17 protein-coding genes are annotated in these 22,216 nt (G+C 36.6%); 9 read left to right on the top strand and 8 right to left on the bottom strand.

The window, feature by feature from the left end; all coding sequences use genetic code 11:
- Window positions 1–16: 16 nt before the first annotated feature.
- On the bottom strand, window positions 17–2,008 hold the full coding sequence (locus BUA89_RS14640) for a T9SS type B sorting domain-containing protein (RefSeq protein ID WP_072959500.1): 1,992 nt from the start codon (window positions 2,006–2,008) through the stop codon (window positions 17–19).
- A gap of 621 nt (window positions 2,009–2,629) precedes the next feature.
- On the opposite strand from BUA89_RS14640, the gene BUA89_RS14635 reads away from it, so the two are divergent.
- A complete protein-coding gene (locus tag BUA89_RS14635; protein ID WP_072959497.1) occupies window positions 2,630–3,091 on the top strand; it encodes an Lrp/AsnC family transcriptional regulator in 462 nt (153 codons plus the stop codon).
- Window positions 3,092–3,163: 72 nt separating this feature from the next.
- On the opposite strand, the gene BUA89_RS14630 is transcribed toward BUA89_RS14635, so the two are convergent.
- The 7 genes from BUA89_RS14630 to BUA89_RS14600 all read right to left on the bottom strand — a co-directional run bounded on the left by BUA89_RS14630 (window position 3,164) and on the right by BUA89_RS14600 (window position 13,200).
- The gene (locus BUA89_RS14630; RefSeq protein ID WP_072959493.1) at window positions 3,164–4,705 is read right to left on the bottom strand and encodes a peroxidase, FMP-type; all 1,542 of its coding nucleotides are present in this window, start codon (window positions 4,703–4,705) and stop codon (window positions 3,164–3,166) included.
- Window positions 4,706–4,730: 25 nt separating this feature from the next.
- Entirely contained in the window at window positions 4,731–6,221 is a 1,491-nt protein-coding gene (locus BUA89_RS14625; protein ID WP_072959490.1) for a ferritin-like domain-containing protein, read from the bottom strand.
- A gap of 5 nt (window positions 6,222–6,226) precedes the next feature.
- A complete protein-coding gene (locus BUA89_RS14620; RefSeq protein ID WP_072959486.1) occupies window positions 6,227–8,290 on the bottom strand; it encodes a GMC oxidoreductase in 2,064 nt (687 codons plus the stop codon).
- Window positions 8,287–8,730, bottom strand: a complete 444-nt coding sequence (locus BUA89_RS14615) for a hypothetical protein (protein WP_072959483.1) — start codon at window positions 8,728–8,730, stop codon at window positions 8,287–8,289. The genes BUA89_RS14620 and BUA89_RS14615 overlap by 4 nt, the downstream gene beginning before the upstream one ends.
- Window positions 8,731–9,197: 467 nt before the next feature.
- Window positions 9,198–10,565, bottom strand: coding sequence for a T9SS type A sorting domain-containing protein (locus BUA89_RS14610; protein ID WP_072959479.1), 1,368 nt, complete (start codon window positions 10,563–10,565; stop codon window positions 9,198–9,200).
- A 369-nt stretch (window positions 10,566–10,934) separates the two neighbouring features.
- Window positions 10,935–12,344, bottom strand: a complete 1,410-nt coding sequence (locus BUA89_RS14605; protein WP_178362464.1) for a helix-turn-helix domain-containing protein — start codon at window positions 12,342–12,344, stop codon at window positions 10,935–10,937.
- Window positions 12,345–12,603: 259 nt separating this feature from the next.
- Window positions 12,604–13,200 carry a T9SS type A sorting domain-containing protein gene (locus BUA89_RS14600; RefSeq protein ID WP_072959472.1) on the bottom strand — a complete coding sequence of 199 codons (597 nt, stop codon included), beginning with the start codon at window positions 13,198–13,200 and terminating at the stop codon, window positions 12,604–12,606.
- Between the two features lie 159 nt (window positions 13,201–13,359).
- Here BUA89_RS14600 and BUA89_RS14595 point away from each other — a divergent pair, with 159 nt between their 5' ends.
- From BUA89_RS14595 to BUA89_RS14560, 8 genes are all read left to right on the top strand, one after another.
- Window positions 13,360–14,232, top strand: a complete 873-nt coding sequence (locus tag BUA89_RS14595; RefSeq protein ID WP_072959468.1) for an AraC family transcriptional regulator — start codon at window positions 13,360–13,362, stop codon at window positions 14,230–14,232.
- Window positions 14,233–14,346: 114 nt separating this feature from the next.
- Window positions 14,347–15,147, top strand: coding sequence for a Cof-type HAD-IIB family hydrolase (locus BUA89_RS14590; protein WP_072959465.1), 801 nt, complete (start codon window positions 14,347–14,349; stop codon window positions 15,145–15,147).
- A gap of 124 nt (window positions 15,148–15,271) precedes the next feature.
- On the top strand, window positions 15,272–15,856 hold the full coding sequence (locus BUA89_RS14585; protein WP_072959461.1) for an NAD(P)H-dependent oxidoreductase: 585 nt from the start codon (window positions 15,272–15,274) through the stop codon (window positions 15,854–15,856).
- Between the two features lie 116 nt (window positions 15,857–15,972).
- Complete coding sequence (locus BUA89_RS14580) at window positions 15,973–17,097, top strand: alkene reductase (protein ID WP_072959670.1); 1,125 nt, start codon at window positions 15,973–15,975, stop codon at window positions 17,095–17,097.
- 326 nt (window positions 17,098–17,423) lie between these two features.
- The gene (locus BUA89_RS14575) at window positions 17,424–18,137 is read left to right on the top strand and encodes a glycohydrolase toxin TNT-related protein (RefSeq protein WP_072959458.1); all 714 of its coding nucleotides are present in this window, start codon (window positions 17,424–17,426) and stop codon (window positions 18,135–18,137) included.
- Between the two features lie 9 nt (window positions 18,138–18,146).
- Window positions 18,147–18,566: a hypothetical protein gene (locus BUA89_RS14570; RefSeq protein WP_072959455.1), complete on the top strand. Its 420-nt coding sequence runs from the start codon at window positions 18,147–18,149 to the stop codon at window positions 18,564–18,566.
- A 142-nt stretch (window positions 18,567–18,708) separates the two neighbouring features.
- On the top strand, window positions 18,709–20,433 hold the full coding sequence (locus tag BUA89_RS14565) for an SNIPE associated domain-containing protein (protein ID WP_143152349.1): 1,725 nt from the start codon (window positions 18,709–18,711) through the stop codon (window positions 20,431–20,433).
- A gap of 450 nt (window positions 20,434–20,883) precedes the next feature.
- The gene (locus tag BUA89_RS14560) at window positions 20,884–22,167 is read left to right on the top strand and encodes an epoxide hydrolase family protein (protein WP_072959451.1); all 1,284 of its coding nucleotides are present in this window, start codon (window positions 20,884–20,886) and stop codon (window positions 22,165–22,167) included.
- The last annotated feature ends 49 nt before the right edge of the window (window positions 22,168–22,216 follow it).

The following is a 22,216-nucleotide window of genomic DNA, read 5'->3' as shown; positions in this document are numbered from 1 at the left end:
GATTATTGTATTGAAATTAGTCTCTGTTTTTTACAAGAACCCAACCCGAGTAAGTGATGGGTGTATTTTTCTTATCGTTTTCATTCCATGAAACGGAATACCAGTAGCTTCCTGTAGGAACTTTTCTTCCCCCGGCAGTACCGTCCCATTTGTATTTGTTTGATTTATCGGCTCTGTGGATCTGTGCTCCATATCTGTCGAATACATTGAATACAAGGTTTTGCTTTCCGGCAAGTGCAGAATAATCGATTCCGTCATTAATTCCGTCACCATTCGGAGTGATTACGTTGATAAGGTTGGGTACAATGATCGTGATAACCACAGGATCGCAGTCATAAGCGTCTTTAAGGAATATCTTAGAATCTCCTCTTGGCATGTTTTTAAATTCATTAGATTCCTGCCACTGGATACCATCCAAAGAATATTGGTAAGCCGGAGTACCACCGTTTGCATGTACTGTAACCACATTATTAGAAATATCAACACTTGAGATAACAGGTTGTTCAGAAGCATATACTTTTACAGCCTGAGTAGCCACACATGTTCCTGTCTTCAATTTTACCCAATAAGTACCTACTCCTACGTTGGTAATAGATCTTGTTGTAGCACCTGTGCTCCATTGATAGCTCACGAAGCCGGGCCCTGCATCCAATGTAGTCGTATCTTCCATACAGATGATTTTATCCTCTAAAACATTAGAGAAAACGGGCGGAATAACTTCCAATGTTACTTTCGCAATATCATAACATCCAAATGTGTTGCTTACTCTGATGTATACCACTCCGTTTGGTGCAATATAATTAATAGGATCTGCAATTGCGTTTGTTTGATTTTCGGCATCCGTTAAAGAAGGGTAGTACTGTTTGGTAATACCTGATGATGTACCGATTACAGAAGCGGTAGTAAGGTTGAAAAGCCCTGTAGACGGCTTGGTTTCAATGAAGCAGGTTCTTAATGTAGCATCTGTTGTGGTAACTGTCGGTGCAACCCTCAAGGTTATTGTGGCGTCATTGTTATCACATAAGACCAGTGTAGGATCCTTTATCACTACCGATATGTTTGTATTGGCATTATACTGAAAGTTCGTGGGATTGGCGATAGGCGTTCCACCGATATAATACGCAAAAGTATAGTTGTTAGGATTCGCAGTAAGCTGTGAATTGAAAGTCGTTAAATCAACAGTCGCCATCCCTGTAGCATCCGGGCAGATATCTTTTGAAATAGCGCCTTGCAACAAAGGAATTTTATCTACGAAAACCTTTACATTTTTAATCGAATGTCTTGATCTGTTGCCCCCTGTAGAAGCCGAGAATCCGAAATATCCTACGGTCATAGCTGCCGCTGCACCTGAAGGAGCAAAAATCTGATTGCAGATGAGTGTACCGTTGATGGTTATCTTTATCATCCAGTTTTGGGTTCCCGGAACTACATCTGAAGTTACTTCTACATGCTTATAATTCGTTCCCTGAAAAGGAAGCGTGGTATTCATGTCGGGAGAATGGAATGAACTTCCCGGAATGTTGAAAAATTCTACATTGTTAGCATCCGTAGTGTTTGCAATCTGTCCGTAACCAACATGCACTTTACTCATCACTGCTGTTGTGGTATTGTTGTATGTATCGAATCCTACAACTAAGCCTACAGCATTCTGGGAAACCCCAAGTCCTGAGCCTAATACGCTGGCTATTGGCGGATTCTGTAAATACCAGAAAGCAATACCGTCGCCATTGGCAGTTTGGTTGGAATCCATTCTGAAATCGAATTCCACTCTCCATTTATCACAATATTTAAGGTTGATAGGTTCATTCAGCCTTATTGAGCCGGACTGGTTGTTGGTATCAGGGGTAAGCTGAATGAAATCCCCTCCGGTTCCGACAACGGTAGGCGCAACCATCGTCCACCCCGTTGTATTAATGGGCGTTCCGGTGAGTTGATATGTCTGTGCATCGGTTTTGGAGAAAAAAGAGAGTAAAAAGATAAAAAATAAAAAAGGGTAGTTTTTTCTCATATGGTAATGTTTAACTAAATTTATTTAAAATAATTCAATAAAATTCAGGCAGAATTGTGAATGTTAATTTTGCTTAAAAATAATTATAAAGAATTTATTAATGATAATTTAATATTAAAAAAGATAATTAAACTATAATTTATTTATTGCAGAGTAAATTATCCTTTAATGTTAAAGGAATTTAATATAGATTAGAATAATATTCTGATTTTTGTTCATAAAAATGGATATTGTTGTTTATCAGAATGCTGATAATTTCTTCAAAAGTGTGCTGAATACAAAGATTTTAAATAAAAAAGCAACCCTACAAAATGTACAGCTGCTTCCCCTAAGATTATTTTACTAAAAATTTTTTTGTATTAACGAGAGAATATATTTTTATTTTTAAAAATGAGACCACTCCCCAATCAGAGTGATCTCGATATAAAATATTCCCTTTTACTTTTTATTATTTCCAACAGTGTAATAGAGTTGGTAAATGTCTTGAGTAAAAATAGAAATAAAGAATAAAATATTAATGATTTCTCATACATTAAGCAAATTAACCTTTAAAATGTTAATGTGGTAGAATAAAATTCTTTATCTTTGACTTAAAATTAACATCAAAAAGAATAATATTCTATGGAGCATCTCGACAATAAAGATTTACAATTACTTAGACTACTTCAAAAGGATGCAAAATTGACCGTAAAAGAGCTCGCAAAGGAAATAAACCTTTCTCCTTCGCCGGTTTTTGAGCGTGTGAAGCGTCTGGAACAGGAAGGCTATGTGAAGAAATACGCTGCAGTTTTGGATGCAGAAAAGCTTAATCTTGGCTTTACGGTATATTGCCAGCTAAAGCTGAAAAGTAATGATAGCTATCTCGCCGTAGAATTTGAAAGAGAAATTATGGAAATTGAAGAGGTCGCAGAATGTTACAGTATTTCAGGAGATTTTGATTTTCTGCTAAAGGTATATGTGAAAGACATGAAACAGTACCAGAATTTTGTTTTCAATATTTTGGGGGCAGTGCCTTCAATAGGAAGTACACACAGCACTTTTGTGATGGGGCAGGTGAAAAATATTCATGGATTGACCATTTAAAACAATTTCAGTGTGTAAAAATTAACCCTCCAAATTTATTTTGAAGGGTTTTTTAATTTTTTAGAATAAATTTTAACCTTTATGATAAGGACATCCTGAAGGCGGAGTTACACTTTCAACTGAAGCGGGCATTGTCATACTCATTCCTGAAGGAGCATTGAAGAATTCCTGTTCAATTATTTTTCTCTGATCCGCAGGAATATCCTCGATTTTACGAAGCGTATTTACCTGAATGTGCGGCCAGCTTGTAGTTCCGCCATCATTTCCAAAGTCAAATTCAAAGAAAATGATTTGTTCGTATTGCAGCTGAAGAATTTCTTTTCCATCTTCAATCACAGTTTCGATCCATAATCGGAAATCTACTTCCACAGTCGGAACAAAACGGTTCACAAAAGGAACATTTAAAATTCCGCCCTGTGCTCCGGTTTTCATTTTGGATGACATCTGGATAAGAACATAATTTTCAACGTTTTGTCCGCTTAAAGTGTCTCTTAATCTCATATCGGGTCTTACACAGTATGGATATAATTCATCAGCAAGAATTCTCTGCGTATAAATTTTATTTGAACCCGGATCGTTCTGATCTGTTAAGGTCTCATGAACCCAAGCTGGAGCTGGTTCGTCAAGATTAATAGGATTTGTAACACTTGCACCTGCACCTCCCATTGTTGGTGAGATGGCAAGATGAGGCGGATCCCATGTTGCATTTCCATAAGGAAATTGCGGAGCACCGGGAATTAAATAATTTGAACCGCTCGGAGCAATATCTCCCAATAAAGTAACCGTACTTCCGTGAGGAATGACACCGCTTCTGGAGATTGAATAATCAGGGATAAAATAAGGTCCTGTAATTCCATCCATTGGCTTTATCTCCTGAGCCGGAATGATTTCGTAGTATTGCTGTCCTTCTTTTAGTTGACTTAAAAGGATGTACGAAGAATTACCGTTTTCGTCTCTTACTTCTACCAATGGTTCGTTTCTGTATTCGCCTTTATAGCCGTAATTTTTATAGTCCTCTTCAGAAAAAGCATGGATTCCACGGTCTTTTTCAATGGTTTCTTTCGTTGCAGCGTAATTGTAAACGTCACTTAGCCAAAGATACATTCCGTTTTCTTCGTGAATTCCGGCGTATTGTAATTGATCTCCTAACTTATTGACGCTTTTAATGGTCTGGTCATACTTTACTGCACCACAGAACAATTCAGTTGCTCCACCACGGTTACGGACACCGCCCGGAACGATTTCGAAGGTTAATTTTTCAATATATTCTTCAGTATCAAAACTGAATTTCCCAGGAATTGTATTTTGATTCGTCCCTGGAGAAGGCATGATTGTCGTGTGAACTCCGCTTCCTAAAGATGGTCTGGTTATATTTTTATTGTAATTGGCATTATAGCTCACCCAGGTTCCGTCAAGGGCTGCTAAAATTCCGTAATCGACATTGTTTGCGATTTCGTTCAGGTTTTCTTCGCTGAAAGGTCTTACAGGATCATCGATCAATAGCTTGGAATAGCCATCCATTAATTGAGCTAAATAGCCCTTTTGTTCTTCAGGTGAAGCTTTTAACAATCTTGCGTTAAGATCTTGAATGATCTCTTTTTTTCTTTTTAACATGGTATATTAAGTTTATTAGTTTTTATTAGTTTGAAGGATATTCGAAAGTTGGTCCTGCATTATATTGAGAATCCAAAGGTTGGCTCATTAGTCCGATAGCCTGTTCTTTCAGTGCATACATATACATGATGGATTTTGGCAGTTCTTCAGCATTTCCTTCTACAGCTGCCTGAATTGCATCCAATAATTTTTTGTAGGTAGCATTGAACGCTTTTCCCTGTTCAAATAATGCCGGATTTGACTGATAATCCGACATTTTAGGATTCGGTTTCATAGGATAAGCTGCGCTCCAGTCTACAGGAAGCGGTTTTCCGACAGGTGGAGTCGTTACAGGCATCATTCCGTTTTCATCGGTGAAAGGCCGGTAATCTCCGCCGACATAGAAATGCTCGTGGAAGACTTCTTTAAACCTGAAATAATGCGCCAGTTCAGCACCTTCTTCAAACTGCGACGGATCTACATCAAAAATAGAATCATCCGCACCTTCACCCTGTCCTTTAATTTCCTGAAAGACAAGGATTACGCCTTCCAAAGCATCAACAGGATGCAGTTTTCCGCCGCTTCCGTAATATTGCTCAGGACGGATCTGTTTTGCAGGATCTCCCGTGAAAATGCCGCCTCTATTTAATTCTTCAAAATTTTGAGGAAATGTTCCGTGCTCTTTGTAATAAGCAATGATTTGGAAAACAACAATATAAAAGAATAATACGTCATAGTATTCACCAATCGTATGAACATTTTTCATCATGAAATCTTTCATGTTTTCCAAGGTCCAGAAATTATTTTTCTGAACTGAACTTCTCGAAAGCAAAGCGGAAGTTTCGATCTCAGGAGTGTATTTCGGAGCTTTTACCAGAGGACTGCTTGGACTTTCAATCGCGATAAAAGTGGCAATACTGTTGGATGAAAATGTTTCCAGGCCTACAAAGAAATCAACATTCATCGGAAGTTTCATCGGATAGGTAGGATAATTTTGCGGTCTGTTTACGGATGGCTGAATACTTACCGCATTCATTACGTTGCAAACCATGATCATGTGAAGCATTTCTTCTACGGCAACACTTCTGATGATTTGTGAGGCCAAAATATTTGTTCCGTCCTTAATAGAATATAAAGCCGTTAAATAAGGTGGTATCGTAGAATGTTCAATTAAAATGGCGGTTTGTAAAAGGTCCTGCAAAATCGGACGGTAATCCAGGGCGATAACACCCTTTTTAGCTTCAGAAACTTCCGTTCTTGAAAATTCTGCGGTTGGCTTTATTTCTGAGATTTCTCCGCCAAATTGAGATTGCAGATATTGATTAAATTCTTCAATCTGATTGTTTAATAATAAGTTTGTCAGCGTTTTGCTGTGGTATTTTAAACCTTCCGTCCAGTCATCTTTCGAGATTTTTGAATCAAATAATAACGACTGTAAAGAAATCGCGTCTGCAACGATGGTATTTTTAGCTAAAGAACCTCTTAAAAGGCTGTTATTTTCCTGATGTTCTGTTTTATGGATAAGTCTTTGTCTCATGTTTTCTATTTTAAAATGGTTTCCAGGTCTTTCAGAATGGATTCTACCGAACGGATGGTGAATGCTGATAAGGTTAAAGTCGGGTTCGAGGTTCCCAAAGTCGTCATGTTTCCTGCGCCGACAATGTATAAATTCGGGTGATCCCATGCTTTGCAATAGCTGTCGGTTACAGAATCTGACGCGTTGTGCCCCATTCTGTGAGTTCCCACAATGTGTCCTGCTCCGTTGTAAGAATATCTTACGTTGTTGTAAACGAAGGTGTTGTTGTCTGTCGCGTTGTATTTCGTGAAATCATCAATGCCTAATCTTTCAAACATCTGGTCTGATGCCAGTTTTGCCTGTTCCATCGCTCTTTTTTCGTAATCCGTTAATTCATAATTGATCACAGGACGCGGAATTCCCAAAACATCAAGATATTCATTATTAATGGTTACTCTGTTATTTGGATTGGGTAGCTGCTCAATTTCGAAATGGAATAAAACCTGTCTCGAAAGTCTGTAAGCCAAAGCTTCTTTCAGATCTTCCCCGAAAAGTCCTTCACTTAGAAATTCTGAAAGATCGGATCCGGGCGAAAATGTCGGCCAGCTCCATCCCCAATTGTCGAGAGGAGAGATCCACGCAGAAAATTCGCTTCTGAAATTCCCGTCGCGGAAAGACGAAATATTGGTCGTAGAACCGGGACCTCTGTAAGAATAAATTGGATCGGGAAACAATCCCCAGGTCAGCATAACCATATGGTCCATCAAGTTTCTTCCAACCTGATCGCTGTTGTTGGCTACGGTTTTCTCAATTTTTTGCCCGTCCTGGATAACGGTATATTTTGAATTTAAAAGGATTTTAGGATTTTCAAAAGCATTGGCGGCAAGAATTACGATAGATTCGGTGGTGTCGATTACTTCTTCAACAAAATCTGTTTTTTCTTTAGAAATATATCTTCTCAAATGAACTTTTGAGATTTTGTCCTGATTCGCCTGATCTACACTTAATCTGTAAACCACACTCTGCGCCTGAACCTGAATGTGAGGATTTCTCTGTAAGTTTTCGTTTTTATTGACTTTGTATAAAGCCTTTTTCAACGTTTTCAATGCGTTATATTTTGCCTGAACCGGACAAATTGGAACGCACGAAGCATTTCCTTCGCAGCGTTCTCCCTGATAAGGATTCCAGACTGCACCAAGAGCTTTATAGTCTTCGTTTTCGATATTGTTTAATGATAATTTATATCCTGATTCCGAAGAATTTGCTTTAATTAATTTTGCTTTTCCGTAAGCAATATTTGGCGTTGAATTTCTTCCCTGTGGCGACGGAACCATCATCAACGGAATCTCTTCAAAATTTAATTGAACAGAAGTTCCTGCCAATCCGTTAATAATCTGCTGATCCATGTAACTTTGCGGAATTTCATCCATCGGGAAGACATAATCTTTACCGTAATATTCTTCCATGCTTTCTTTAATAGGATATTCCTGCGCTGCCACATTTCCCGAAACTCCGATCTCAAATTCAGCCATTTCATAATAGGGCTTCAAAGTGTCATAATCGATCGGCCAGTCCATGGCTCGGCCGTATTTTTCCTTTAATCTGAAGTCATTCGGAAGCATTCTCGGTGTTGTTCCCAGCCAGTGAAGGGTAGTGCCGCCTCCAACACGGATCGCATCACTTGCAAAAGGCATCGGACCAAACTGTACCAAATATCCTTTTTTGTCCGGAAACGGCGGAACGATTGGCTGCATATCCAAAACATTCGGGGAAGGTGCCTGCTTCAGATCCGGATAAGGCGAATTCGGAACTTTTGCTTCTTCCATGTAAAATTTACGGATATAATCATTGTAATTTACCATTGATGATGCGGAATCCAGCTCCAGTCCGGCTTCTAATCCGGCTTCGTACATCAGGATTGATAATTCTTTATACGTTTTTGAATCATCCATTTCAGAACGGTGGATCATTTTTTTTGTATCATTATCAAAAACGTGGTCTGTTAAAAGTTTGGCGATCAAAGATCCCGCGATTCCCGTCCCTACGATAATGACATCTTTTTTTAGCTGAGGTTTTTCTGTCTGATTCATGAGTTGCTGTTTACAGGTTTAACACTCCAGGATTTAAAGCCGGGCTGTTTTGCTCCCGGTGGATGAGCGTGCATGACGTTCCAGACAAGGCCTTCTTTGTAAGACAAATCATTTACATAAGCGCCTTCCCAGGTTCCCATGTACCAAAGTGTGATCACGCTCTGTGCGATTTCCTGAGTGGCGGGATTGGAAAGGATTTCGGCGGTAATAGCATTTTTCAGTTGATCCTGGCTGTAAGAGTTTTCGAGAACATTTTTAGAAATATTCAGAAATTCGATGAAAGTAGCGGTTTCGATCTGACCAAGAATGTGCTTGTAATAAATCTCGGCTAATCCTGTAGACTGCAGTTCGTTCACGGAAAATCCAGTGAGGGATTCTGAAATCGACATGAACACGTCGAAATAGTAATCGTCGACGTTGAGGATTTTGTTGATAATCATTTCGTTGAATTTTAATGGTTAAAGTATTTCAGTTTCCCGTGTAAGGAAATTGTTGTTCTGCTTGATTCTGTCAGATTCTCCGGGATACCACTTTAGAAGCCATTTCATTTATCAGAAATGGTTTTTTGCTTTTTAAATTATCCATATCGTATCAGTTTTTTGTTTATCCAAAATTAATCAGATCTTGTTGTATAAATTTCAGTATTTCTACTTAATTTTTAAAATTAAATTTTTGTCTTATTTTTAATAAAACTTTCGAAATGCTTTTAAATAAAAGATTTTACATTAATTTATTTTCACATAATTTGGAATTATTTTAAATAAAGATTACTCTGATTCATGTCGCTTTTGGGTATTAATTGATATATAGCGGTGTTGAAATTTAAAAAAGCCTGAGAACTTCAAAATGAAATTCCCAGGCATCCCTAACTTTATTTACTAATTATTAATGATTTAATTCAAATCATCTATTTTTTTATGATCTTTTTTACTGCGCTTTTTCCATTTTCAAATGTTACTTTTACAAAATAAACTCCTTTCGGAGCATCGGAAATATCAATTTGCTGATCGGTGATTTTTGCTGTGATAATTTGTCCGACTGTATTTGTAACTTCAACGGATTTTATTTTTCTTTCATCTTTAAAATAAATAATCCCGCTTGTAGGATTCGGATAAACTCCGAAGCTGTCTTTATTTTTAACATCATTAACTGAAAGTACATTGAGGGAAATTCTTTTCACTCTTGTTCCGCCGTCGGAATAGGCAAGGACCAGATAATTGTTGGCCGCATCAAAAGCGATGTCGCTGAAGGTAGATGCTCCTGCAGAAACAAAATCGCCGCCTACTTTGTCCCAGTTTCCGGTTCCAGAGTTGAATTTGTAAACCGTATTTCTTCCATGATTTGGATTTGAGCTATCCCAAACACTTGCAACCACATAAGGTGTGCCGCTTGGAGACACCGTAATTGCTGTATTGTTGACAACACTGTCTGAAAAATTGGCCGCCCCGATCTGTACCCAGGAAGTTCCGTTGAATTTTTTAACGTTTAATTTTTTTCCTTCTGCGCTGCTGGAAACATATACAATGTAAGGAACATTATTGTTGTCTAAAGCGATGTCAGAATAAGAATTATCTGAACTGTAGGCAGTTCCGGCCGCAGCTCCACCCAAAAGTGTCCACGAATCTGTAGATGAAGCATTGGTGCTGATCTTATAAACTTTAGCGCCTCCTGAAAGCTGACAGGTATAGATATTATTATCTGTGCCAATGACCATTTTTGCATACGTCGCACCTCCTGCAAATCCTGCATTTCCAACCTGTTCCCAGGTTCCGTTATTGTATCTTCTTACGGTTCCCGAGCCGTCTGAACTGTAGGCAAAAAGTGTATTGGATGGAGAAACTGCTATCGCCTGATAGGTTACACTTGCTGTTGTAGCTGAAGGCATCGCACTCCAGGATCCGCTGCTGAATTTCCTTAATTCAAGTCCGGTAGAAGGATAACTTGCCTGGTTGCTGTAATAAACAGTTCCCTGTGCATCAAGAGTAAGAGAACTGAAAGTGGCTATGCCTGTTGTAATTCCGGGAGAACCTCCAAGATATGACCATGAACTTCCGTCGAATTTCTGTACCGAGCCTTTTGCTACGGAAACATCATAATAAGAAAGGTAGTAATTTCCCGAAGCATCAACTGCTAAATTATTATAGCCGCTGCCTCCGGCGGAAACAATTGCTGAAGAACCAACATCATTCCATTGCTGGGAAAATAGTAAAGCATTCATTGCAATTCCACAAACCATAAAAGTCTTTCTGAAATTAAAAATAGAGGTGTTTTTCATAATAAAGAATGTTTAAAAAAGTGTGAAAATTTTTACAGATTTTTAGTTTTAATAAATTGTGATTTTCGGACGGATTCTTTTGGTGAAGAACTATCAACAAATTTATTGTTTGCCTGAAATAAACACTAGTTTGGCAACATTTTTATCAAAAAAACACATACTCATTACATACTTTTTAAGGTATTTGCAGTGTTTTTATGTGAAATCTATAAATTAGAATGATTTTGAATTCAGAATATTAAACAAAAATATTAATTCTTTAGCAATTGTATAATTGTTTTTAAGTATTGATTATTTAATATTATTTTAAAGTAAATGTTGAAATATTAATAATTGTGAAACCGGAAATTTAAATGAATTGTGTAAGAATTAAATTCCGTCGATCCAATTATAAATATCAACCGATTGAGGAATTTCAAGCTTTTTTCGGAGTCTGTATTTTTTATTCTGAACCGTTCGGGTTTCTATAAATGTATATTTTGCGATCTCTTTTGTCGTTAATTTTAACTTTAAAAGAGCGCAAAATTCAATCTCCGATTGTTGAAGTTCAGGATTTAATTTTAGGAGTTTCCCTGAAAATAAGGGAAAAGCATTTTCAAAGGAAAACATGAAGCCCGGATCATTGTTCTGAAGTAAAGTGATCAGCTGGCTGTAAGTTTCCTGCAGATTGTGATTAATCTGAGTTGTTTTTTTCTTTTTGAATTTAAAGTAGAAAAACAGAGCGCAACCGATTAACAGAACCAATGAAATTCCCCAAAGCAAAAGGTTTCTGCCGGAAGATCTGCTTTGTTCCTTTTGATCTTTACTGATGACTTCCTGCAGAGAATTGTATTTGCTCTGAAGCAGCTGAAGTTCATATTGTTTAATTTTATTCTCATAAAAAATAACACTGTCTTTCTGGTTCGTCAGCTGATAAATTTCTTTCAGGGATTTATTAACGTTATTGATATTCAGGTCGATTCCTATTCTTTTACTGATCTTTAAAGCCTCATGAAAATTTTTGATTGAGTTGCTGTAATCCTTTCTTTTTTTATAGTATTCGCCAATTACATTATAATTGTCGATCATGGATTTGTCTTCCGTAATGTCAGCAGGCTTTATATGAATAGATTTTTGAGCATAGAAATAGGCGGAATCCAGGTTATAAAGCAGATAAATATTAGAAAGATTGGCATAATTCAGATACTGAAAACTTGCAAATTCCTTAGGATCTTTCAATTCGTTTCCGCTTTTTATTTCCTCAAGGAGTTTCCTGGCTGCATTTCGTGGTTCGTTCTTATCTAAATATACATTGGCGAAGCTGCTGAGAACATTGGCTTTTGCAAAAAAAATCTTTTTGCTTTTAGACTGGTCCTTTTGAAGAATTTCGTAAGCATTATTTAAATAAAAAATGGCTTTATCATAAAATTTATTCACAGAATATGTTTCTGCAATGTAAATATTTCCCATTGCTTCATAATATACATTATTATATTCTTTGGAAACTTTCTGAAGCTTTTCTGAAGAAATAATGAGACTGTCGACCTGGTTTTTGCTGTAAAAATATCTGCATTTTCTTTCCAGCAGCTGCATCTCGGAAACAGAATCTTTCAAAGCTCTGGATTCTTCAATTAACTGATTGATTTGCTGATAGGCTCTGTCGATACTCATATTAAAAAGTTCACCATTGGAAGCAACTCTATTTTTAAATTCCTTATGTATTCCTTTTGATTGAGAAAGTACCGGTAAATAAAAAAATAAGCTGAAAAAAAAGACCAATCGAACAACTTTTTCCATCATTAGTAAACAGTACAGCTTGAAATTATTTTAAAATGCGAATTAATATATAAAATTAAAAATAATATTAGGAATCTAGAAGAAATGATGTGAAAATTGTACAGATTTGTATTTTTTAAATTATATCCGTTCATTTTTGAGATATTTCAACAAAAAATTGAGGCAACCTATTCTCCGTGATTTAAAAAAAGAATAGTTGCCTCAATACTAACTGTACGTAAAATTTTAATCCCGATATAATCCGGAAATATATGGCCCTCTCTTAGTTGAGAGTAATGATTTTGTTGAAAACATTTCCGCCTTCTTCCACAGTGATAATATATTTATCAGCTGTTTTAAGGCTAAGGTCGAATGTAAGATCGATGTCTCCGTCAACGGCTTTTTTTGTTGCGCTGTAATAAATATTGTCTGAAAAATCTGTTACAGAAATATTTGCACTGTCTTTTAATCCTGATAAGTGAAGCTTAACCATGCTTCCGGACATTGTATATTCAGGCTTGCTAATTTCCGCGAAAGGTGTTTTTTCAATGTCTACTGTATTATCTGCATTAATCTTTATTTTAAATTTTTCAATCTTCTGTTCAGATTCTGCTACAAGAAAATACATTCCTGAAGCAAGATCGCTCAGGTTGTATGATTTGGTTACAGATTCTTCAGTTCCCAATTTTTCTGAAAATACTTCGCCGTAAGCTTCATTGTAGATTACCAAAGATATATTTTGTGCATTAAGAACTTCAAAATTTACAGTTTTTGCTGTTGTCGCTCCGAAAGAAAGGGAAAAATCTCTGTCTTTACTCATCAAACTTGCTGAAATTAAAAGAAATCCTGCAAGAAACCCAGATTTTAATAATGTATTCATAATGATAAGTTTTTTGTTATCAATAATTTATGATGCAAATTTATAATGGATAATCCGGTTAATCTACAATACAATTTTCATATTTATGTACAATATTAACCTTTAAGTTAATTTATTAAATATTTATTGTTAATTTTGTATATGAAATTATGAGATAATATGAAACATTCAACACCAGCCTTTGAAGCAGTAAAACCGAATATCGGAAGCAGCTTCACGAGTTTAAAATTCCTTCGGAATGAAAATATCAAATCGCATGTTTGGCATTATCACCCTGAAGTAGAACTTATTTTCGTTTGTGGAGGTTCCGGTAAAAGGCAGATCGGGAGTAATATTTCTTATTTTACGGATGGTGATCTCGTCTTAATGGGCAGTAATCTTCCACATTGCGGAATGACGAATGAAAATACGAATAATGATTATGAAATGGTAATCCAGTTCAAGCCTGATTTTCTGGGTGAATCCATTTGGGAGCTTCCTGAAATGCAGAGAATTTCTAATTTACTGGAAAAAGCAAAAGCTGGGATTGTATTTTCAGAAAATATAAAAAAAAGCATCGGCAAAAAAATTGTCGAAATGCATGAATCTTCTTCTCTCGAAAGGCTTGTTAAGTTCATAGAAATCCTTGATGCTCTTGCTTCCACGCAGGATTACAGGATCCTGAATGCAGGGAAATATTATCTTCAGACCCAGGTTGAAGATAATGAGCGGATTAACTTGATTTTCAATTATGTAAAAGATCATTTTAAGGAACAGATTACCTTGGAAGAAATGGCAGATCTTGCGAACATGAAAGTGCCTTCTTTCTGCCGTTATTTCAAGAAGATCACCAATAAAACCTTTACACAGTTTGTTAATGAATACCGGATTACCCATTCTCTGAAATTGCTTGCTGAAAGGCCTTTGAGCATTACCGAAGTCTGTTTTGAATCGGGTTTCAATAATTTCAGTTATTTTAATAAAACTTTCAAGGAATACATTAAGAAAAGCCCGTCACAATATAGAAAAGAGTTTAATTTCTTTATTGAATAAACTGATATTGCTTAAACGTTAAAATATTGTCAAATAAAAAGGAGTATTACAAAAATTAGAAATGAATTTATTAGTTTTATACCTTGAAAAGATTCATTTTCACGCAAATTTATTATGGAAGATATCAAATTAATTGTCACAGATATGGACGGAACATTCCTGAATTCTTTACATGAAGTAAGTCCGGAATTCCCGAAAATATATGAAGAACTGAAAAAAAGGAATATTTTATTTGTGCCTGCAAGCGGAAGACAGATGCTGGGAATTACAAAATATTTCGGAGATATCGAAAGCGAAATGGCCTTCATTGCAGAGAACGGAGGTTACGTGATCTATAAGAACAAAGAACTTTTTGCAGACAAGCTGGATCCGAAATATATTGCAGAAATTATTACGGCGATCCGCACTATTCCTGGAGCTACTGCAGTTTTGTCCGGAAAGAAAAAAGCGTATTATGAAACAGATAATCAGGGTTTTATCGATTATATTTCGCAGTTTTATACGAATAATGAAAGGAGAGAGGACCTGACGGAACCGGTCGATGACAGTATTTTCAAGATTGCTGTTTATCATGCGGAAGGTTCGGAAATAAATCTTTATCCTGCTCTGAAAGAATTTGAGAAATATCATCTTGAAGTCGTAGTTTCCGGGCAATATTGGCTGGATATTATGAATAAAAATATCAATAAGGGGGTTGCTTTGGAAAAATTACAAAAAGCATTGAATATTACTCCACAGCAGACCATGGCTTTTGGTGATTATATGAATGATATTCAAATGCTTGAAAATTCAAAATATTCTTATGCCATGCAAAATGCGCATCCGTCGGTAAAAAAAATAGCGAGCTTTGAAGCCTGTTCAAATGATAATTTTGGCGTTTTAAAAACCATTAAGGATTATTTAAAGATCAATTAAATATAATGTATATCGATATCAAACCTTCAGATTTTTAATTTGAAGGTTTTTATTTTGGCACATTTGTGTCAGATACAATCTTTTTTTCTCTTGCAACTTTGTGGTATAAATAAAATATACTGCAATGAAAAATATAGTACTAATACTCGGTCACCCCTCCAAAGAATCCTTTTCCAATGCATTGCTCGAAGCCTATAAAAAAGGAGCGGAAAGCAAAGGAGCAACTGTTGAAACAATTTATATCTCAGATCTGGATTTTAATCTTAACCTTGCAGACGGCTACAAAAAAACTGAGTTCGTGAACCTTGAGGATGATTTGGTTAAATCCCAGGAACTCATCAAATGGGCGGATCATGTCGTGATTGCTTATCCCAACTGGTGGGGTTTTATGCCGGCAATTACCAAAGGTTTTATCGACAGGATTTTGCTTCCTGATTTTGCATTCAGACACCATTCCGGAAAAATTTTCCCGGAGAAATTACTGAAAGGAAAAAGTATGCGTCTTCTGGTAACCATGGATACCCCGAAATGGTGGTTTTATCTTATTTACCGTGCTTCCCAATATCAGATTCTAAAGAATATTGTCTTTGGCTATGTGGGTTTTGACCCGATAAAATTTTCGACTTTTGGTTTTATAAGAAAATCAACCGATAAGCAAAGACAGAAATGGCTTAAGAAAGTAATAAATCTTGGTGAAAAGTTTCAATAGATTCTGTGTGATTTCGCTCACACGTTTTTAGTGATATGAGTCCTTCTCGTAAGGCTATACACAGCACTAACTTTGTCTCAACAAAAAAGAAATATTTAATTAAAAATAAAGAAATTATGGAAACTAATATTTTTGAAAAAGCACAAATAGGATTTTTATCATTAAAAAATCGTATCTCAATGGCTCCGATGACAAGAGCGAGAAATGCAGACGGGATTCCGAACGAAGAAAATGCACTTTACTACGCCCAACGTTCAGGAGCCGGACTTATCATTACGGAAGGAACAGCAATTTCTGAAACGGCAAAAGGAGTTTTACATATTCCGGGTCTGTATACAAAAGAACAAAGGGAAGTTTGGAACAAAGTAACAAAAGCCGTCCATGAAAAAGGCAGTTTGATTTTTACTCAGCTTTGGCATGTGGGGAGAGTTTCTCATACTTCTAATCAGCCGAATGGTATCGCTCCGGTTGGGGCATCAGATCTTCAGGCATCAAATTCTTATGCTTGGGGATATGATGAAAACGGCAAAGAAGGATTTGTAATTGCGTCCAAACCCAGAGCGCTTTCTACAGAAGAGGTGAAAGGTGTTATCAATGATTTTGTAATGGCTGCAAAAAATGCAATGGAAGCCGGCTTTGATGGGGTAGAACTGCATGGAGCCAACGGATATTTAATTGAACAGTTTTTAAACCCGTTCATTAATAATCGCTCCGACGAGTATGGTGGAAGTATTGAAAACCGTTCCAGGTTTTTACTGGAAACTTTAGATGCTGTCATTGAGGTAGTCGGAAGTACCAAAGTAGGGGTAAGGCTGACTCCTTACGGAGGATTGAATGAGCTTCCACATTATGATGAAATTGAAAAAACCTACCAATATTTAGCCCGTGAAATAGAAAAAAGAAATATTGCATACATTCATCTGATGGATCAGAAGTCCAAAGGCAGCCATGCTCTACCGGAGGGTTTCTTAGAACGCTTCAGATCTTGGTATGACGGAGTGATTATTCTTGCTGGAAGTATGGATAGAAAAAAGGCTGAAGAATTGATTAACGCGGGAACGATTGATATTGCCGGCTTTGGGGAACCGTTTATCTCAAATCCTGACTTGGTAGAACGTCTGCAGAATAACTGGGAGCTGACTCCTCCTAACCGTGATCTGCACTATGGTTTGGGTTCTCACGGATATACAGACTGGAAAACTTATAGAGAAATTTTAAGTGAAGAAAGTGTGAATGTTTAAACAGACTTAATAAGTCCTTTGGAAATTTCTGAAGGACTTATCTTTTCCCATGATTCGTTAAAAACGGTTTAGAAGAATAATTAATTATAAAATTCACCAATAATTGAAAAATTTATTTTAATTTTATACATGGGAAAAGTTTCTGAAAATTGTGCCACTCGATAAAGAAAATATTGTCTCAGAATATCACTGTATTGATATTTTCAGAAACGGTTAAATAAAAAATTTAATTAGTTAAAAATCAGCCTTAAAATCAAAGATTTTAAGGCTGATTTTTAGTTCAAAGACATTACAAATAATAAACAAACAATAATAAAAAATTAAACATGAAACATTTTTTTAAGTACTTTTTATTTCTGTCAATGGCTGTTTTTTCTGTAGCATGTAGTTCAGATGATGATGAATTGCCGACTGAACAGAGTGAAGTAACAACCGTATTTTATAATAATGCAGACGAACTTGCTGCAACGTATGATACGGGAGGAACGGTAAGTCCAACGCTGAGAAGTCAGATTTACGATTTGTACAAACGGGGGAAATGGAGTGAACTAGAAGCGCTTTTCACAAGCAGTAACCTGAACGGAGGATGGCCGCCTGCCAACGGAGGATTTAATATTGTCGATGATGTATCGTTCACGATGGGCCAAAAATACGACCGATACAGTGGCGCTGTCGGAACATACAGCGGAACCGGAGCTCCGACTTTGGGGGGAAGTTTCACAAGCCCGATTATCAATGGGTATGTGTATACTTTTACGCAAAGAGCATTGAATAAGCCTGAAAACACTTATGATTTTTATTATGAAATCGAGGTATTAAATAATTTATTAACTTTCAAAGGGCAAACTGCAGATATTATTCCGTGGTTCAATCAGGCGGGAAGAGGAAAGCAGACCATGTGGAAAATTCCGATCGATCCGGCAACAGGTTATCAGAAAACATGGAATAAACTGGCTCAGGAAGGGTATATCAAAGTGACGATCAAGAAAAATCCTAGCGGAAATTATCCGGGAGCTGTAGGGGTGGTTATTCAGCAATAATTATTTCAGATGTATCCAATATCAAAAAAAATAAACATAGGGAAAACGGCGACGGTGCTGAAAAATACTTTCAGTAATGATGAAATCGGTCAGTCTGCTGAGGTGAAATTCATTTGCTGTAACTGCAACCACGAAAATATAGTGAAAATTACACCCTATGAATCTGGATTTCCGTTTTTTCAGATCTATTATGAAGATAAAATAGTTTCTAAAAACGAATTAATAAAAAAAGGAATTGCCGCGGAAACCAATAAAAATCTTTTGCATTTCGGGGAATTAACCGTCAATAACCTGCCAACTTTATATTTCAGAATCGATTGTAACTCCTGTCATGCAAAATACGTATGTGTATTCAGCTATGGAGAAAAGCAGCCAGGATTAATAGTGCTTACGGTCTCAGGTGTCTGGGAATATAAAGAAACGGAGTAGTATTTTTAATTAATTCTAAAAAGCGGCGGCTTCAAATCAAAGATTTGAAGCCGCCGCTTTTTTAACTCCATCTTATGGTTTTCCGTAAAAAATATCAGGTAAAATGAAGTATTATTGAGGCTTAAAATTTAAACCAAGAAACATGGAAATTCTACTAATCATTATTTTCTTTGTCCTGATGCTCTATGCGTTCAGCAAATCAGGAACAGCAAAAAAGGAGCTTTTACAGAAAGAGGCAAAGATTACTGACCTTAATCGCGAAATTCATCAGTTAAAAACAGAAATATCCAATCTGAATTCGGATAAAAGGTCTTTACATGACAAAATTCAGAGGCTGAGAACCGATTTATCCAATCTTCAAATGGATAAGAGAGCGGTGGATCAAAAAAATATTCAGCTAAAAAATCAAAACGATGCATTAAGCAAATATCAGGATATTATTAATATTCAGGTAGAATGTGAATATCTTTTAAAAAAAGCAGAAAGAGACAGTGTAAAACTAAAGGAAAGAGCTCAGCAGGAATTGGATCATGCCCAATTGCAGGCAAAAGAATCCCGAAGAATCACTAGAGAGTATACTGAGAAAAGAACCAAAGAGGTGGAATTATTATATGAAAATGCAGTAAGAGAATCCCAAAGAATCATAGATCATGCGGAAACCAAGGCAGAATCCATCGGTGGGGATGCTTATAGAAGCCTAAGAGAAGCCAATGAAATTGCAGATAGAATTAAAGCTATGAAAAATGTAATTGAAGGCTACGGAAACGAATATATCATTCCAACTTATACATTGCTGGATGAATTGGCTGAAGATTTTGCACATAAGGAAGCAGGTGAAAACCTTAAAAAACTTCGTCAGAATAATAAATTGATGATTACAAGCAGGCAGGCAGGAATCTGCGAATATATGGATGAATACCGAAGAAATATCGCCATAGATTTTGTCATTGATGCTTACAACGGAAAGGTAGAAACCATTTTATCTTCTGTGAAAAAAGATAATTACGGTATTCTGAAACAGAAAATGGACGATGCTTTTCAGTTGGTGAATTTTAATGGAGAAGCATTCCGAAAAGCAAGGATATCTGCTGTTTATCATGAAGCACGTCTGGAAGAATTAAAATGGGCGGTGGTCGCACAGGAATTAAAGTCGCAGGAGCAAGAAGAGCAAAGGCAGATCAGGGAACAGATTCGTGAAGAAGAAAAAGCAAGAAGGGAATACGAAAAAGCCATCAAAGATGCAGAAAAAGAAGAGCTGACGTTAAAACGGTTAATCGAAAAAGCCGAATCTCAGGTGGCCAGAGCAAACGAAGAACAGAAATTGTTGTTCCAGCAGCAATTGCAAGAATTACAAAATAAACTCATAGTTGCAGAAGAGAAAAATCAAAGAGCTATTTCGATGGCACAGCAAACCAAATCAGGAAATGTATATATTATTTCAAACATCGGATCTTTTGGTGAAAATGTTTACAAAATCGGGATGACAAGACGTCTGGAACCTTTGGACAGGGTTCGGGAATTAGGCGATGCCAGTGTACCGTTTGAATTTGATGTTCATGCGATGATCTACTCCGATGATGCTCCGGCACTGGAACGCCAGCTTCATAAAAAATTTCTGAAAAGCCAACTGAATAAAATTAATCCGAGAAAAGAGTTTTTCAGATTGGGAATTAATGAAATCAAAAATCATATTGATGATATCGGAATTACCTGCAAATGGACATTGGCGGCAGAAGCAAAACAATACCGGGAGACCTTGAAATTGGAAGAAGAAATGAAAACAAACAAGCAGCTTGAGCAGGAATGGGAGCAATATCAGGAAGAAGCGGATCCTGTAACATTGGAGGAGGTAATGATTGAAGAATAAATTTTAGAATAAAATCTTTTTTCAAATTTAAAAATTTGTTTAAACTAATTTTAAATTTAACCACAAAAGGCACAAAAGATATTTATACCATTATTATTAGATAATAAAAGCTCTCAAAAGAATAAAAATCAAAGATTTTTTAAAACTTATGTGTTCTTTTCATCAGTTTAATCATAAACTTTAAACACATTATCTAGATCTTTTGTGACTTTTGTGGTTAAATAAAAAGTATAAACAAGTTTCAAATTAACTGTTAAATAAGACCAGTCACGACCTAAAAAATTGTGGCTTTTTTGTATTAAAGAATCGGAGAAATTTATTCAGCTTTTAAAATGACTGCTTCACGGTTGAGGTAGTCCGTTTAGGCTATTTATTGATTGAATTGCTTTCTGTGCGAGCATACTTTTGCATCATAAATTTTAAAAAATAACAACAATTAAATTAAAAAGTATGAAAACAGCAGGTAATCACAAAACAAGATTAGTAACCGGAATTTTAGCATTGATGGCCGTTTCCGGATTTGCACAGAATTCAAACCAAAATACAAAATCAGACGATATAAAACCATTTCATGTCAGCGTTTCAAACGAGGCGTTAAAAGATCTTAAGCACAGAATTACTATGACAAGATGGCCTTCAAAAGAAACCGTTACCGATCAGTCTCAGGGAGTGAAATTAGATCAGATCCAGGGGCTTGTAAAATATTGGGCAACAAATTACGATTGGCATAAAGCGGAAGCAAAACTCAATTCATTTCCTCAGTTTACAACCAATATTGATGGTTTAAATATTCATTTTATTCATGTCCGTTCGAAACATAAAAATGCAATGCCCTTAATCATTACCCACGGCTGGCCGGGATCTGTTTTTGAAATGATAAAAGCAATCGATCCGCTTACCAATCCTACGAAATATGGTGGAAAAGCGGAGGATGCATTCGATGTGGTTATCCCTTCCATGCCGGGCTACGGTTTCTCAGAAAAACCTGTACAAACAGGCTGGGGAGTCGAGAAAATGGGAAAGGCGTGGGATGTTCTGATGAAACGTTTGGGATATCATCACTACGTTTCTCAGGGTGGAGACTGGGGAGCAGTGGTGGCTGATGCCATGGGACGTCAGGCTCCGGAAGGCTTATTAGGAATTCATGTCAACATGCCGGCAACGGTTCCTTCGAAAGTGGCAGATATTTTAAAATCTGGTGGTACAGCTCCGGAAAACTTATCAGCAAAAGAAAAAGCAGCCTTCAATTCTCTGAATAAATTATATACAAAAGGAGGCGGATACGCAGGAATGATGGTAACCCGTCCGCAGACTTTAGGGTATGGTCTTACGGATTCTCCCGTGGCTTTGGCTGCATTTTTCTTAGATAAGTTTAATGAGTGGACTGATAGCGGAGGCAATGCCGAGAAATCTTTAACCAAAGATGAAATGCTGGATGACATCACATTGTATTGGCTTACCAACACAGGAAATTCTTCGGCACAGCTGTATTGGGAAAACAATAATAACAACTTCAATGTGGTAGAGCAGAGAACGCAGGAAATTAGAGTACCTGTTGCAATAACGGTATTTCCCGGAGAAATTTATCAGGCTCCGAAATCTTGGGCTGAAAAAGCTTATCCTACTTTAAATTATTTTAACGAAGTACAAAAAGGCGGTCACTTTGCTTCATGGGAGGAGCCTCAACTGTTTGCGGAAGAACTTCGTGCAGCTTTCAGACCATTAAGAAAATAGCAGAAATAGATAAAGCAAAAACCACAACCGTACAGTTGTGGTTTTTAAT

Source organism: Chryseobacterium arachidis (genome assembly GCF_900129245.1).
Taxonomy (GTDB): Bacteria; Bacteroidota; Bacteroidia; order Flavobacteriales; family Weeksellaceae; genus Chryseobacterium; species Chryseobacterium arachidis.
This window is presented reverse-complemented; position numbering and strand designations above follow the sequence as displayed.